The following is a 14,467-nucleotide window of genomic DNA, read 5'->3' as shown; positions in this document are numbered from 1 at the left end:
TGCACTACAGATAACTTCTGCTTACAGCAAAAATTAATCTTCCAGCAAAGTAACATGCCCAATATAAGACAGGTGGCGGTAATGCTGTGCATAATCAATGCCATAACCCACCACAAACTTATCTTCAATCGCATAACCAACCCACTCAACTGGAACATCAACTTCACGACGAGATGGTTTGTTCAGCAGAGTACAAATCGCCAGTGAGTTTGGTTCACGCAGTCCCAAAATCTCACGGATTTTGTTCAGTGTATTGCCTGAGTCGATAATATCTTCAACGAGCAACACGTCTTTACCACGAATGTCTTCATCAAGATCCTTGAGAATTTTCACATCGCGGGTAGAACTCATCTCATTGCCATAGCTGGATGCAGTCATAAAATCCACTTCGTGGGGAATCTGTATTTCACGGCATAGATCTGCCATAAAAATAAATGATCCTCTTAGCAGACCAACCAGTACCAACTCACGATCGCTATTGCGATAATGTTCTGTGATCTGTTTTCCCAGCTCAGCGACACGTTGCTTAATCTCCTGTTCGGAGATCATCACTTCTACAATATGTTTTGGTTTACTCATAACCATCTATTTTTAAACAAAAATTAAAATAAAATCATGTGTCTTTTTACGAAAAGTGATACACCGATTGATATACCGTTCACCACACAAAGACGCACACACACAACAACATGAGAACAAAATATTTTGCAAAGCATATCAGAATTCACCACCTACAGTAAAAGAAGGGTTGAATCTATGACTCGTTGCCAATGAGCAGATCAGAACACTAAACGTTCTGGACTTGTGATAAGAGGTTGCGACGCATTTCATCAGAAGGTATTAAAGATTGCGGTGACGGATAACCCATTGTGCCACCTCATCAAAACAAACAACACAATAGGTAATGAGATGAGGTGACTATTTCCCTGATGTTTTCCGGTATTAGAATAATTATTTTGATGATTTATCGCGAACTTTACGCTCAATAAGATCACCGTCCATATCAAAATAACGGCTAGGCCAGATTTCAGACGGATGAATGTTGAGATAATTAGCGATAATCCATTCGCCTTTAGGCCAAGGACGTGACAGCGTGTTAGCTAGTGTGGAAGAACTCAGTCCTGCTTCACGGGATACTGCCGCTAAGGTTGTACCACGTTTACGTAATGCAGCAATAATATCGGCTTGATGCCAGTCGTTTCTGATGTTATTCATTCCTGCTACCCCTTCCATTAATTGAGAAAATTGATGGTGGTGATTCAGACAGGGTTCGCAGTACCGGTAGCTACCTTCCGGCGAGGCCGAGGCCTCCCCCGCCTGAACCACCATTGAAAAGGCGATAACAGGCACACTGGTAGAAAAATCCTACCAGTGGGTAGCTATATACAAGGCTGCGAAACCTTACCATTGGATTTTGCCAATGGCGCGGTTACTTTAACTGATTGGTTTATCTGACTCAATAACTGAATCACTAATACCAACCACTAACTCAGCCTCAATTCAATAAGTTAGGCGCTTTACTGGCTTTATTTGCTGCCCATTCATCAACCTCTTTTGCCATCCATAACATAGAACGGATACCCAACCTGCGAGGTTTAGGAAAATTCCCCTGCCGAATCAAATGATCGATTTGTGATTTTTCCAATCCAGTCTTTTTCATCACATAGTCCAGACGAATGAACGTCAGGGTATCCATCATGCCATACCTCCCTGACTATAAACCCTCTCCACATAACGCCCGCGACCATCGCCATGCCCTAAATCCATTGAGACCAATGCTCGTGCTTCTTGGCGGCTAAAGCCATTTTGTTGGTAAAACGCCAGTGCATCCTGTGCCCACGCATAACGCAAACTGTGGGGAGAATGGCAGCCCGTTAAACCAATCCTTGTGGTATTGGTTCGCCAATAGTTCATGGCCTGTTTGAGATCCGGTTTATCAATCAACCTGCCACCTCGTTGTTCTGCAATAGCAATGGCCTGCTCTACAGCCTCTTTCACCGCAGCAACATCCAGTACACGGGTTTGTCTTGGCCGGCCGCCTTTTGTACCGAAAACAATATGAAGTTTCGGTTCTGGTTGTTCTAACTGCTTCCGCCAACTTTTCAGTGAGGCACTACATTGCACCGCTTCCTGAGAACGTAGCCCCATCAAGCGGGCAAGTTTCAATGTGACTGCAAATCCGGCATCACGCTCAAGGGCTTTCTGATACACAGTCTGAAACGTGGCATCAAGGATCGCCTGCTTCGTTCCGGCGCGGCTGGCTCCATTTAATCCCAACGCCTTATTGCTCAAACGCGGAGAGGCTTCCAATTTCTCCCGACCAGCCATACGGAAAATATTACGCAGCGCAGACATTTCATTCTGTACTGTTCGTTTAGCAGTACCCTGAGATAAACGGGCATCAACATAATGTTCCACATGTTTGGCTTTTAAATGGCTGAGGCTTTTAACCTGAATATTCAGGCTCAATAACAACGCGCCCAAACGCCCTGCAATCCGAATGCGGTCGTGACAGGTTTTATGGCTACCACCACCCTGCCGGGCAAAAAATTTTAATTCCTTAATCAATCGGCTCATCTGATTCCCCTACTTAACCTTTCAACATGCAATCTCTGGCGCGCGACAGTGCTGACAAAGCAGGAAATGCCTGCTTTATCCTTGACGGATATCTGTGCGCCAGAGTGAACGCGAGTTGAGGTATTGCGGGGTATCGGTTGAGTACACGGTACTGCCGCCTGTATAAACAGGTCATCCCCACCGGCAAAAAGCCAGCCTCGATATCGTCAAGCTCTCCTTTTGATGCTTTTTCAATCTATAAAATGCAGTGTCAGATTCACTGCGCTGTTAAGCAGGCATGAGCCTGTCATCGTCATGTTGTCCTTTTGCTGCGGCGTCACTTTCAGCGATAAATCCGCAAAAAGTGACGCCTTAAGTCCGCAAACAGTCAGCAAAAGTAGTGCAAGCGTTGAAATGCCAATAGGCACAGCAAAACGCCGCAAGGTTAAGGATCAAACGGTAGCAATAGGCTAATTGTTTAGGTGTAGAAAAGCCGCCCGCTAAATATTTCAAGCAGACATAGCTAAACATGAGCGAAATGCGTGAAAGCAATCCTGCTCATTGAGGTGAAATGAGATCGAGATGTAACTCAACCCCATAGTGCGTAAGGCTGATGGGTTTTATCACCTGACGCTAATGTGAAAAGTAAGCAAATATTCTTGCTTACCTAAGAGTGGATCTTCCCCACCCTGAAGCCAGCTACGAAAGGTAATGAAAATCACAACCTAACGCGCCTAAGTACCGTTGGTACTCTATTTAGTTAAAAAGACCTTCATCGCCGGACGGTGGGTTATGTGTCCGGCGATATCTGCTTCCAAAGGTGCGCAGATGTACCGCAATTCTTGCTCTCCCTTTCAGGCTACGGGAGTTTTCTAGTCGCTCGAAAGCGCTTCCTCTCAGACTATGGAAACATTGGTGACCATCGATGATGGTGATTAAACAAAATCAGATTATCGAATTATCTTAAGCGTTGCAATAAGAAAGTCCATAAGAACATTGCCTCAATATTATATTGAAGTAATGTTCATGCTTATTATCAAGATTGCACCATTCTATTTTTCACTCTGCAGTAACATAAAAGCTGATTGTAGGTGTGACTTTAAGAATCTCACATTTAATTTTCAATGTTGATTATTGCATTACATTATATTTTCTAAAATTATAGTTTTATTATTTTTGGGGAAATCACTTTTTAATCAACTTCATAAATATTAGTATTAGTTTTTTCTCATTCATAAGGAAAAGTGTATGCCTGTTTGCTCCCAATCATCATTCCTAAAAAAATTCGAAGAACCACTTATTTTCAAAGAGGCTGACTCTACACAAGGAAAACCAACTTTAATTACAGCAAACCTAAAAGATAGCCCAGTTATCATAAAATACTGGCCACATGAATCTCACGGACCATCAGACATTCTTGAAGATATCTGGCTGTATGAAATTCGTCAATTACGTCGACTAAAAGGTTATCCCGGACTAGGAGACTATATCGCTAACTTAATCGATGCAGGCAAAGATGAATGTGGTTTTTACCTTGTTCTTGATGCAGGTAATCGCCTACCTTTATCTAACTTTCTTCAAAGCTCAATGCAAAAAAAAACGTTGTCTATACATTGGCTTAAAACACTAAAAGTACCGCAAAGAAGAATCCGTTTCTGGAATAATATTATCCGTGTAATTAATGCTCTTCAATTGCTACACTCACAAGGACTATTACATCGCCATCTAGATGAAGACGCCATACTGACAGATCCTCATTCATCAGATTCTGATTTTCAATTAACTGGTTTTGAATGGTCCATTCGAGTACAGACCATGTCTGGATTTAATACTTCTGGCTCTCCATCAGAGTCAATTAAATCTGGGAGAGTATATTCTTTTCTAACCGATTGGGCTGATTTAGGAAGATTAATTGCAAAAATACTTAAGTTAGATATCCTAACTTTAAGAAATCTTACTATTCCTATCAAACAGTTAGTTGATGAAAGTGGCCTTACGCTTGATGAAATCACATTAATTCGTGGATTATTAGGGGATCTAAAACTACAAGCAAATATACCCCGTGAAAGTATAGATGGCAATATGATTATCACACAAGTTAAAGATATAATTACTTCATTAACTTCGTTACTATCTTCTGATGATTCAAATTTAGATATTATAATCCATCTTAATACAAATACTCCACGTAACTTAACACCATTAAAAAAATCATCTGTTTTTATCGCCATTCAACACATATATAAAAAATTATACGACGTAAATTTGGGAGAAAATGATACAAGTGAATGTATTAAATTTGTAGCCTCTGATTTACGCAATGATCCTCGTATTGTCATATTACCTTCACCAGAAGGAGAAAATGAAGAACTTCTTCTTTTGGGAAGTCATTTGACTTACATACTCACTAAGCATCAGAGAAAACATGGAGAAGCTAATTGGGACGCAGCTTTCTGTCATTCAGCTTATATTGATCCCCCTAAAGAATTACGTAGTAACTGTGAGTTAGCTAAACTCAGCCACTATACTTTCCATTATTACACTCCTTCACAATACAGAACAAAACAGCAAAGCTCATCCCGCTCTTGGGATGACGTGATTATCTCACTACATAAAAACCAAGAAGAAGATATCAATAAACAAAAGATTATCGATGGCTTTTCAGCCTATCACTTGACTGAAATTGCATATGCTAAATCAGAAATATATCCTGTTTCACTTGTCAGTTTTGAAAAAAATAAAGATGATTATTCACTCTACAATGTGATTTTAAAAAACACCCAAGATCATGATGTACAAGCAATTTCCCGCTCTTTGGGACTTAAATCACCAGCTAAACGTGTTGATGAGAAACTGAAAAGTGAGACAAGTGATTCATTTAGTTGGATACTTGTAAGTAATGCAAATTTCATTGATGAGGAAGAAATTGTATTGGAATTTCAGAAAATTGATTCTCAGCCAGATGGAGAATCATTCTATTGTTTCACTACTACCTCATCACCTCCTGATTATAATAAATATTACATCATTCCCCTATCAGTACAGGGAACCACAAGCCAGTTAAATCGTAGAGCTTCAGCTATTGATGCATTAAGTAACCATGCTGAATTGATAGGGATGCTATCCAATCCATACTCAGGAAGTACTCTTCTTCAAGAGGGTTGGGAAAAACATAAAGCATTTGATTCACTAGATTTTTCTAAGCAAGAAGCTTTTATTAATGTAATAAAAACATTACCTCTATATTTAGTTCAAGGTCCTCCTGGTGTAGGTAAAACTTTTCTTGTTACCGCATTAATGCAGCAAATATTTTCTCAGGAAACAGAAAGCCGAGTTCTTTTAACCGCGCAAGGTCATTCAACTGTTCAGCATCTTTATCATGAAGTTATGAATTACTTAAACAATTCTGTTGATACAAAAAATCCACCTTTGATTGTCAGTTGCATAAAAACGAAAGGTCAGAATAACAGTGAATCAGATTCGTTAGCAGAATTAGATTTACAAATACAATCATATCTCAAGTTACTTATAGAAAGCTCATTTTTTCAAAAAATAAAATCAAATTCAGCCAAAGAAAAAATTATTGCCATGAGTGATGATAGTGCTCGTTCTTCCCGAAATCCTTTAGCTTCACAACTCCTGAAAGCAGCTAATATCGTCTTTACTACAACAAACTCCCGACAAGTAGAAGAATTGATTAATGCTCGTTCGCAATTTGATTGGTCAATAATGGAAGAAACTGGAAAAGTGACAGGTATAGAGCTATTAAGTCCTTTGCTATTATCATATCGTCGCTTGATGATAGGAGATCATAAACAACTTCCTCCTTATGCAGCTAAAGAAATGAAAAAAATTCTTGAGGATCCTAAACGATTACACAACGCACTAAAAATCGGAACAGATGTTTACAATAATTCTTTGAAAGGTCAAATAATTAAGTCACGTTTTACTGATGAGTTTGTTCAGTCTCTCAATGAAGAACAACTTAATAACCTTTGTAAAGATTCATTGAGACTACATCTTTTATTTGAAAACCTAATTTTTGAAGAAGAAAAAACCCTTGAAAAGTCAATAAAACATTTTGGTTCTGATATTCATCATCAACCTATTGCTAGTATGTTATCTATACAGCATCGTATGCATCCAAATATTGCAGCCCTAATCTCTCGTGTTTTTTATAACGAAAAACTTTATACAGAAAAAAATAAAACTGAATTTTACCTCCAAACTCCTAGTCAACGGCCTTTCATTTTCAGAGAAATTGATTCAGCATCAACTGAACCAGCAATTATCTGGATTGAAACACCAGATAGACAATCTAATCGCCACTGTAAAGCAGGAGAAAGTTATCCTCGTTGGCAAAATAAATACGAGTGCAATATCATAATGACATTATTGAGTAAGCTCTCTGTATCTACTCAAATAGAAAAAAAACCAAAGCTTGCCATTCTATCACCATATACTCAACAAGTAAGGTTGTTATCGAAAGAAATTGAGAAAAAAACGGCTAGAGAAGAGCTTGCAAATCTATCAAAATTTGATCGCCCCGATGACCATATGTCATTTTGCAGCACAGTAGATAGTTTTCAAGGAGCAGAAGCTGATCTTGTCATTGTATCTTTAGTAAGAAATAATCATCATTCATATGGTATAACCGCATTAGGCTTTTTATTAGATAGCCAACGAATGAATGTGTTACTAAGTAGAGCAAAGTATCAAATGATTCTCGTTGGATCACTTCAATTCCTGCATCATTGGGCAAAAAAAATAAAAAAAGAACAAGTAGATAAAGGAAATCACTCTCATGCTTTTATTGTGAAACTTGTAGATACACTCATGGAATATAAAACACAGGGAATTATGAAGTGCATCCCTGCAGAGATTCTTCTACCTGATACATCCAAAATTAACTTATCCATTTCCCCAAAAAAAGTAAAAAAAAATAAAAAGGGATTACGCTCATGAGAAAAGAAAATATCTTTGTTCTCGTAAAATTCGGTTATGGTATTCATCGTTTTAAAATAGTGAAAAGTCGTAAATGGGGGGCAATAGATCACGCAATTCTACAGTATATTACACAACAAGCTTGTACTTCACGTATGCTTGCTGAAGTATCTAATTTGCCAAGACAGTTAATAACAGAAATTGTTATTCCACTAATGCAAGTCGGTTGGGTTGAAATTATGCATAATGAAAATGGATATTTTTTCCAAGCTACATCGAGAGGGATGGCAGTTGCAACGTATGAAGATCTACCATCTGACAGCGAGCCTATGAGCCGGTTAAGAAGTTTTCTAATTGACCCTATCACACTTGAATGTTATCGATTGGAACGTAAACAAAAAAAACAACCCTTTAAAGTTTATCATTTCTTACGAGCACAAGATTTACTCAATGAATATAAAGGATCAGTTACTGAATTAAAAGTAGACTCTTCATACAGTCCTGAGTTATCGGATATTTTTCACTGTGTGGCTAATCGTAATGAAGAAGTGAACGGCTTTGATGGAGGCATAATAAAGAAAAGCTATTCTGACTCCGTAAAATATGCTATCGCTGTTGTTGACAGAGAAGATAACATACAAGGAGTACCTGAAATTTCAAAAGAACTCAGAGATGCGATATTGAAAGCAGCAAATATTCAGAGGGAAAGGTTTCAATTACTAGGTATTATAAACGGAAAAAACATACCCGAGCTAATCAGTTATGAAACAAAATCCATAAATCGTCCATTCCCTTATCACAATATAAAAGATTCTGAAGTTGATTTAATCCTTGGAGGCACTCAGCACTATCAACATTTAATTAATACAATTGATAACGCATTTTCACGGATAATTATTCATTCAACTTTCATTAATGAAAAAAATATTGATGATCTCTTTTTGAAATTGTTATCTGCAGCTCGGCGCTCTATCCAAATTGATGTTCTTTGGGGACAGACAGAACCAGAAGAATCGAAAAAGTTTATCGCTTACCAAAAAATAATTGATAAACTTGATTCACTTCAAAAACAGATCAACCGAGAAGGTTTGGCTACTCAATTTCGCTTTCATCTTAATCCAACTCAGTCTCACGCAAAATTTCTTATAACTAATTGGAGTGAGGATGATTGGTCTGTTACTTTTGGTTCCTGCAATTGGCTATCATCTAGTTTTAATCGATTTGAATCGTCTGTATGTATTCATAACCAATCTGTGGTATCAAATGCCCTTAGTATTGCTTCAAGGCTCGCCATGGAAGATCAAGGGCTAACGAATGATTTGAGCCGTGACCTAGCCATACTTTCTACACTACTCAAAAAACACAATCCTCCATCTGATTTTCTCCACGAAGATAACACTGTTAAAATTCAATTAATAACATCTAATATGCACCATGATCTAGCAAAAACAGCAAGTGATGAAGCACAAAAGGATATTTTTGTTTGTAGTCATCGCATTAGTTTTGCTGGAGAACGTCCAATTCTGACTCCACTGAAAGCAGCACTTAATGACACGCCTTCACTTACAGTGAAAGTTGTTTATGGACGTACTAGCGGTACAATGCGGAATGCTGATATGCCAGAGCTAAAAGACACTTTATGTGAGGATGGGTTTCATATAATAAAAGCTGAAGACCCTCAAATCCATGCAAAAATATTGACTTGGGATAATGATAATGTAGTCATTACAAGTCTTAACTGGCTTTCTGCTTCAGCAGTGGGTGACATATATGATGAAATTGGTGTTTATTTGAAAGGGAAAGAACTTGCATCACAGGTAAAAAAAGCATTCACTCAGCTTTATGGAAATAAAGAGTAATCTATTATTAATTGAATAATACCTGTTTGCAGTTTTGCAATGTGCCTTTCTTTAAAAAGTAAAAAAGCGCTTAGGATTGAATCTATAGCGCTTTTTTTGATGTATTATTCCAATCTACTGATAATTGCATATATTAACCTAAGCATACATCAAACAGGAATACTGACGCGCTGCGCTTGTCTTCTCTGGCATGTCTGGCTAATACATTAACCAGACATGCCAGAGAGTTGAAAAACACTACACCAGCCAGAAAAGCCATCTTTATTTAACCCCACCCTATTAAAGAATTATGGATAAAACTGTTCACCCTATTCACCATTAATTATTCTTATTTAAATTCAATTAATTAAATGGTGATAACTTAAAATCAGTCTCTTCATCACTCTTCATATAAACCCCCACCAAAATTCAGAAAAAGGTGAATAGAATGAATACTTATGAATAGTAAAAAATAACTATTCACCCTATGAAAGCTTAAAATATCAGGCTTCAATCAAAGGGTGAATAGTGATGAACAGTTTTTCAGGTTTTCTTTAGATAAGAATAGTGGAGAGAATTATTCTTCTGGCGGGTCTTTCCTTGTTAGCTTTGGCATCCATTCATTGGCGTTTTCGATATTCAGGCTCATATTGCTACAAATGCCTTGTTTGCTTTTCTTACGCAGATAAGGCAAACCATACTCTGCCAATGCTCCCGGCATATCCATACCGAATCGGGTAACGGAAACAGGTTTATTCAGATTGTTGCCTTTCATATAAGCAAGGTAGGCGTGATAAAGATACTTACGGGGATTAAACGGCATAATTTCCGCATTACCGATTAACATGCCATCAGCTTCATCGGAAGCAATCAGATAACCGCAAAAATCCACTAAGGAATCTGTGCCTCGTTTGATATCTAGCGCTTCTTCAGATTTCTGTTGCTCCGCCAGTAAACGCCTTGCTTCTTTCGGGTCAGCAAATCGATGAAGTAAGTACTGGATAATTACGGGCAATTCCGCTGCTATTTTGTCTCGCAGAAATGGATCACGTTCATGTTCAGGCACCACTTCGGAAAAGTTGAAAATCACCCGACGCCGTGACACCCCGCCACTGCGATCACTGAAACTCATTGCGTTATTATTCACTGCTAACACCACAGCAGGAATGCGGGTTGAATAAGGCTGCTTATGCTTAGGGTCAATGGAAACCTCATCCCCGCCTGTAATTGCTTTAATGCCTGAACCATCACCTACATAGCGAGTTTGATCAGGCAAAATGATGAGTGAGTAGCCCACAATCAGTGCCCTGTCCCGTGCGTTTTCCAGTGCAGACATGTTTGCTGATACAGTATTCCCTTTGCCTGCCAGCATAGTACAGATTTCAGCAAAGATACTTTTGCCACTGCCTCCGGCTCCAGTCACTTCCAAAAAAAGCTGCCAGTCGTAGCGGTTCGCCAGAACCATGAACAGCGCTGCCAATACCCGATCTGACTTGTTCTCACAATTGGCTACTGCTCGATTGAGCCAACGCCAAAAATACGGAGCATGATCTTTCATGTTTCCCCCCGAAACAGAGGTTTTGAACACCACATCACTGGCAAGCAGCAACCAGTCATTTTTGCTATGAGGCCGGAACTGGCACGTTTTCAGGTCAAACACCCCATTACTGAACCCGATTAAATGACGTTCTGGCGGTAGCATCATGGGAAGCTGTAATTTCAGGGCATCTACAGCCGAACGAATCCCGTTGGGAGAATAGGGCGCTTTTACCTCAATAAAAGCAGCGACCATTTCCCGCTGTAAGTCGCGATCACTGACCGGGCGCCAAACAATACCGTCATAGTGATGAACCATTTCCGAAGTACCATCCAATGCCAAATCACCATCATAGCGTTCAAGTAAGACTTCCCCGCGCTGACTGGCTCCCATCTGGCATAATGTCGGTTTAACGGATTTCTCATTTTTCGGTTTATTTACTGGTTTTTCTTTCACTGACTCCGGCTGATAAAGCCCCTGATAAAACGCCTGTTTTGCCATGTCTACACCGTTTTGTTGGCGATAATCGTCCCAGTCAGCTTTGACATTACCCGGTGGTAATGTGACCCAACCATCCACCGCAAGGGCGGCTCTTTCTGCCGAGATCTTGCCAACATTCTTTTTGGGTTTGCCGTCTTTACCCAGCTTGCCCGGTTCGTACCAGTCTTTATCTGCTGCAATGATGATTTTTGCGTCCTGCCAACGTTCCCGAACGGCTTTGGCAACAGGAAATAAATTTCCCTCATCCAGTGCGGCCAGAACCAGACCGTTATATAACTGACTGATCGTCAGCGCCGTGGCGTAGCCCTCTGTAATCAACACCGTGTCCGGTTGTTCTTCCAGTGCTGACAGAAGAATAAACGATCCCTTCTTTTGGCTGCCGAATAGCAATTTTTTCTCGCCATCCGGCCTGATAAGCTGCGCTCCGGTAACTTCGCCTTCGGTACTTTGCAAAATCAGTAGCAAAGAACCATCTTCAAGCAATCGCTGATTGGGGCATTGCAGCCCCTTTGTGGCCAGATATTGGGAATGTCCTGTGACAGATTTAGCCATCAATGCTGCCACTTTTTCAGCAATCGGCTGTGTTGTGTAAATGGTTTCTTTGGCTGGCTTGGGTTCTGGCAAAGGCAACGCCAGCACGTCAGCAATAACTTTTGCCGCCTCAGTGATGGAGATCCCTTTGGTTCTTGCGACTAAATCCAGCCCATCCCCATATTTTGGCTCGTCACATTGGCGGCAATGCCAGTTGCCATTATGGTGATCATCAATAAAGTGGAAACGGTCAGTACCTCCACAGATAGGACAAGCGCCATGTTTACCCTTTGCCGGAACGTCAACGCCACAAGCGGGCAGCAGACTTTCCCAATGGCACATCGCGGATTCTTTTACAGTCTGGATAAGATCGAGCGGTTTTTGACGGATGTTAGATCCATATAAAGATGTGTGACTCATGATTCATTCCTTATAAACCGCCGCCTGAAGCGCATGATAAATTTCCTGATTGATATCACATGCCAGCGCAATCAGATTATTTAAGTCGATTGAACACTCATCTTTGGCTTTTTCGAGAATGACGTAAAATAAAGAGGTAGCCAGACCAGATTGGTGCATAGCTTGAGCCAGTGAAACAGGCTGCTTACGCATAATGCACCCCCTGAAAGCGAGTTTCGGGGACAACAAATACATCAAGGCATGTAAATTTAAGGCGAGTTTGGGTATGCTGTATGTCAGCCATCATCGTTACCTGAATTAACGGTTGTTGGTTAGACGCCTCGACAGTGTTTGCCGCACTTCGGGGCGTTGCTTTTTGTAGATATACGTACTTAATTACTTTATATTGGTACGTACCGACACTATTCACCCTAACACACTGGTACATACCAATGCAAGACAATAAGACTAAAAAACCATTCGAGAGATCAGGCAGCACAAAAAAGAATATTCGTTTTGAAGATGAGCTACTTGTACAAATCGAATCCGTTGCAGGTAGTGGTAATTTCAGTGCCTGGGTTAAAGATGCCTGCCGGGAAAGATTGCGTAAGTTAGGTATTGAGCCTAAAGGTTGAACTATTCCATTAATTATTTGATTCATAATGTAAATAAAATGCGAGTCATCACAGAAGGTCGTCTTCTTCACACTGCCTGTTTTATATCAGGAGGCGAATTGCCCTTATCGGCAATTCGCACTATTCAGACCATTATTTGGCGTCCATACGTTTAGCCAGCCAACGTTGAGAGAACTCCGTTAATTTGGCTTTCCGTTCATGATAGCTAAGTCCTAACTCGATCAACGTAATATTTGATTGTTCCAGATATGAAAGGTGTTCAAGTTGCAACTGATTCATACTGTCACGCGGTTGACCAACAATATTATTTGCCTTAGCCCACTGTTTAGCAGTCACTCCCCCTAAAACCATACGATTCAACATATTACTTTCTGTGCTGTAATGCCGGTTATCTGTCTTTTTCCCTAACTCGGCTCTTGCCAGCTCCAATACAGCACACATTGGTTTGTGGTAATTAGCTGCTTTGATACGTGCCTGCAATTTGTGCCTTAGCTGTTGTGTTACTTTGGGAGCGATACGCTGTAAGGCTTGTTCACACTCAATAAAATAGAGTCGTGCCGATTTGCCCTGTTCATTACGCTCAACCATCGACAACTCTTTAGCCATATTCAGGCTGATAATATAATCTGAGCCGGGGCGACCACCTTTAGAGGTTTTCCCCTGTTTTGGGGAAAACTGTGTATTATTTACACTTCCTTGTTTTGGTGTGATCAAACCGTCAAGAACAATATAATCAGTACCTTCTACAAAACCATATTTCTTAATTCTGTCTTTGAGCCACGTTGTAAAATCTCGTCTGACTTTCAGATATTCATATAGTTTTTTCGCGCTAATTGCCTGTATTTCTTTACCACCAATATTATGAATCGATACGGGAAGCATTTCTGAGAATTGTTTAATTTCCTGATTTTTGGCGTAAGAGTGCCCACCACGGTTATTAACCATGTTTGATTTCATTATTCTTTTTCCTGTTTATTTAAATTTAATAGTAAGCCGTCGCGACAACGTTATTAGTCTGCAAAACATTTCACGCAAATACACGCAAAACTGAATTCACCGAGAACTTATCTACAAAACAAGATCATTTGCGTGCATTTGCAGATTAACCATGCTAATCCGATTTCCTGCTATATGGATTATTAACATTATCTACTGCTGGCAGGTTACGAACCCAATACAACAAATCACTCAGAAGCCAGGCACAGGAATTACGTCCCAAAGGTTTACGGGCGGGAAAACGCCCTTCTTTTTCCAAACACCATGCAGTCGTTCGAGAGATAGATGTAATATGTTGGCGTTCTTTTTCCCGAACAAGGCGATCGTATTGTTCCCCATATTCCATCAAGATAGTACGGCGTTCTTCTGGTGTAGGTGTGTGATATTGATTTGACATCCAGATCCTCCTTTCTTGTATTGTCAGAAGTATTCTAGAGTTTCAATCAGATACATTCATCCCGTTGTAAGGCTTATAGCGGGATGAGTTAATATAGAAAGGGGGTTGTATGGTTACACAACCCTTTGTATGA

Annotated in this window: 13 protein-coding genes; 3 read left to right on the top strand and 10 right to left on the bottom strand. The window is 39.9% G+C overall.

The annotated features are described in order from the left end of the window. Nucleotides 1–33 precede the first annotated feature (33 nt). The 5 genes from hpt to FE394_RS01225 all read right to left on the bottom strand — a co-directional run bounded on the left by hpt (nucleotide 34) and on the right by FE394_RS01225 (nucleotide 2,984). Nucleotides 34–579 (bottom strand): hypoxanthine phosphoribosyltransferase, encoded by a 546-nt coding sequence (gene hpt / locus FE394_RS01245; protein WP_319924585.1) that lies wholly within the window; start codon nucleotides 577–579, stop codon nucleotides 34–36. Nucleotides 580–951: 372 nt separating this feature from the next. Continuing rightward, nucleotides 952–1,215: a helix-turn-helix domain-containing protein gene (locus FE394_RS01240; RefSeq protein WP_319924664.1), complete on the bottom strand. Its 264-nt coding sequence runs from the start codon at nucleotides 1,213–1,215 to the stop codon at nucleotides 952–954. A gap of 280 nt (nucleotides 1,216–1,495) precedes the next feature. Then, nucleotides 1,496–1,699 carry a helix-turn-helix transcriptional regulator gene (locus FE394_RS01235; protein ID WP_319924584.1) on the bottom strand — a complete coding sequence of 68 codons (204 nt, stop codon included), beginning with the start codon at nucleotides 1,697–1,699 and terminating at the stop codon, nucleotides 1,496–1,498. Continuing rightward, nucleotides 1,696–2,577 (bottom strand): integrase domain-containing protein, encoded by an 882-nt coding sequence (locus tag FE394_RS01230; RefSeq protein WP_319924583.1) that lies wholly within the window; start codon nucleotides 2,575–2,577, stop codon nucleotides 1,696–1,698. The genes FE394_RS01235 and FE394_RS01230 overlap by 4 nt, the downstream gene beginning before the upstream one ends. A gap of 230 nt (nucleotides 2,578–2,807) precedes the next feature. Then, a complete protein-coding gene (locus FE394_RS01225) occupies nucleotides 2,808–2,984 on the bottom strand; it encodes a hypothetical protein (RefSeq protein ID WP_319924582.1) in 177 nt (58 codons plus the stop codon). Between the two features lie 820 nt (nucleotides 2,985–3,804). On the opposite strand from FE394_RS01225, the gene FE394_RS01220 reads away from it, so the two are divergent. After that, complete coding sequence (locus FE394_RS01220; RefSeq protein ID WP_319924581.1) at nucleotides 3,805–7,521, top strand: AAA domain-containing protein; 3,717 nt, start codon at nucleotides 3,805–3,807, stop codon at nucleotides 7,519–7,521. Continuing rightward, nucleotides 7,518–9,359 carry a phospholipase D-like domain-containing protein gene (locus FE394_RS01215; protein ID WP_319924580.1) on the top strand — a complete coding sequence of 614 codons (1,842 nt, stop codon included), beginning with the start codon at nucleotides 7,518–7,520 and terminating at the stop codon, nucleotides 9,357–9,359. Before FE394_RS01220 ends, FE394_RS01215 begins: the two co-directional genes overlap by 4 nt. A 133-nt stretch (nucleotides 9,360–9,492) precedes the next feature. On the opposite strand, the gene FE394_RS01210 is transcribed toward FE394_RS01215, so the two are convergent. From FE394_RS01210 to FE394_RS01200, 3 genes are all read right to left on the bottom strand, one after another. After that, complete coding sequence (locus tag FE394_RS01210) at nucleotides 9,493–9,618, bottom strand: hypothetical protein (RefSeq protein WP_319924579.1); 126 nt, start codon at nucleotides 9,616–9,618, stop codon at nucleotides 9,493–9,495. 297 nt (nucleotides 9,619–9,915) lie between these two features. Then, nucleotides 9,916–12,327 (bottom strand): DUF5906 domain-containing protein, encoded by a 2,412-nt coding sequence (locus FE394_RS01205; protein WP_319924578.1) that lies wholly within the window; start codon nucleotides 12,325–12,327, stop codon nucleotides 9,916–9,918. 3 nt (nucleotides 12,328–12,330) lie between these two features. Beyond that, entirely contained in the window at nucleotides 12,331–12,519 is a 189-nt protein-coding gene (locus FE394_RS01200) for a hypothetical protein (protein ID WP_092512961.1), read from the bottom strand. Between the two features lie 239 nt (nucleotides 12,520–12,758). On the opposite strand from FE394_RS01200, the gene FE394_RS01195 reads away from it, so the two are divergent. Further along, a complete protein-coding gene (locus tag FE394_RS01195) occupies nucleotides 12,759–12,941 on the top strand; it encodes a YlcI/YnfO family protein (protein ID WP_038220725.1) in 183 nt (60 codons plus the stop codon). Between the two features lie 132 nt (nucleotides 12,942–13,073). Here the strand turns inward: FE394_RS01195 and FE394_RS01190 are convergent, their stop codons facing one another. Both FE394_RS01190 and FE394_RS01185 read right to left on the bottom strand, forming a co-directional pair. Continuing rightward, nucleotides 13,074–13,898 carry an antA/AntB antirepressor family protein gene (locus FE394_RS01190; RefSeq protein WP_319924577.1) on the bottom strand — a complete coding sequence of 275 codons (825 nt, stop codon included), beginning with the start codon at nucleotides 13,896–13,898 and terminating at the stop codon, nucleotides 13,074–13,076. 154 nt (nucleotides 13,899–14,052) lie between these two features. After that, nucleotides 14,053–14,334: a helix-turn-helix transcriptional regulator gene (locus FE394_RS01185; RefSeq protein ID WP_319924576.1), complete on the bottom strand. Its 282-nt coding sequence runs from the start codon at nucleotides 14,332–14,334 to the stop codon at nucleotides 14,053–14,055. Between the last annotated feature and the right edge of the window lie 133 nt (nucleotides 14,335–14,467).

Source organism: Xenorhabdus littoralis, from assembly GCF_033949345.1.
In the GTDB taxonomy this organism is placed as follows: domain Bacteria; phylum Pseudomonadota; class Gammaproteobacteria; order Enterobacterales; family Enterobacteriaceae; genus Xenorhabdus; species Xenorhabdus littoralis.
Note: the sequence above shows the minus strand (reverse complement) of the source record. Positions and strands in the feature narration are given on the sequence as shown.

Excerpts from the sequence above, each read along its gene's own strand:
- hpt (WP_319924585.1), bottom strand. The coding sequence starts at position 579 with ATGAGTAAACCAAAACATATTGTAGAAGTGATGATCTCCGAACAGGAG.
- FE394_RS01240 (WP_319924664.1), bottom strand. The coding sequence starts at position 1,215 with ATGAATAACATCAGAAACGACTGGCATCAAGCCGATATTATTGCTGCA.
- FE394_RS01235 (WP_319924584.1), bottom strand. The coding sequence starts at position 1,699 with ATGATGGATACCCTGACGTTCATTCGTCTGGACTATGTGATGAAAAAG.
- FE394_RS01230 (WP_319924583.1), bottom strand. The coding sequence starts at position 2,577 with ATGAGCCGATTGATTAAGGAATTAAAATTTTTTGCCCGGCAGGGTGGT.
- FE394_RS01220 (WP_319924581.1), top strand. The coding sequence starts at position 3,805 with ATGCCTGTTTGCTCCCAATCATCATTCCTAAAAAAATTCGAAGAACCA.
- FE394_RS01215 (WP_319924580.1), top strand. The coding sequence starts at position 7,518 with ATGAGAAAAGAAAATATCTTTGTTCTCGTAAAATTCGGTTATGGTATT.
- FE394_RS01210 (WP_319924579.1), bottom strand. The coding sequence starts at position 9,618 with ATGGCTTTTCTGGCTGGTGTAGTGTTTTTCAACTCTCTGGCATGTCTG.
- FE394_RS01205 (WP_319924578.1), bottom strand. The coding sequence starts at position 12,327 with ATGAGTCACACATCTTTATATGGATCTAACATCCGTCAAAAACCGCTC.
- FE394_RS01200 (WP_092512961.1), bottom strand. The coding sequence starts at position 12,519 with ATGCGTAAGCAGCCTGTTTCACTGGCTCAAGCTATGCACCAATCTGGT.
- FE394_RS01195 (WP_038220725.1), top strand. The coding sequence starts at position 12,759 with ATGCAAGACAATAAGACTAAAAAACCATTCGAGAGATCAGGCAGCACA.
- FE394_RS01190 (WP_319924577.1), bottom strand. The coding sequence starts at position 13,898 with ATGAAATCAAACATGGTTAATAACCGTGGTGGGCACTCTTACGCCAAA.
- FE394_RS01185 (WP_319924576.1), bottom strand. The coding sequence starts at position 14,334 with ATGTCAAATCAATATCACACACCTACACCAGAAGAACGCCGTACTATC.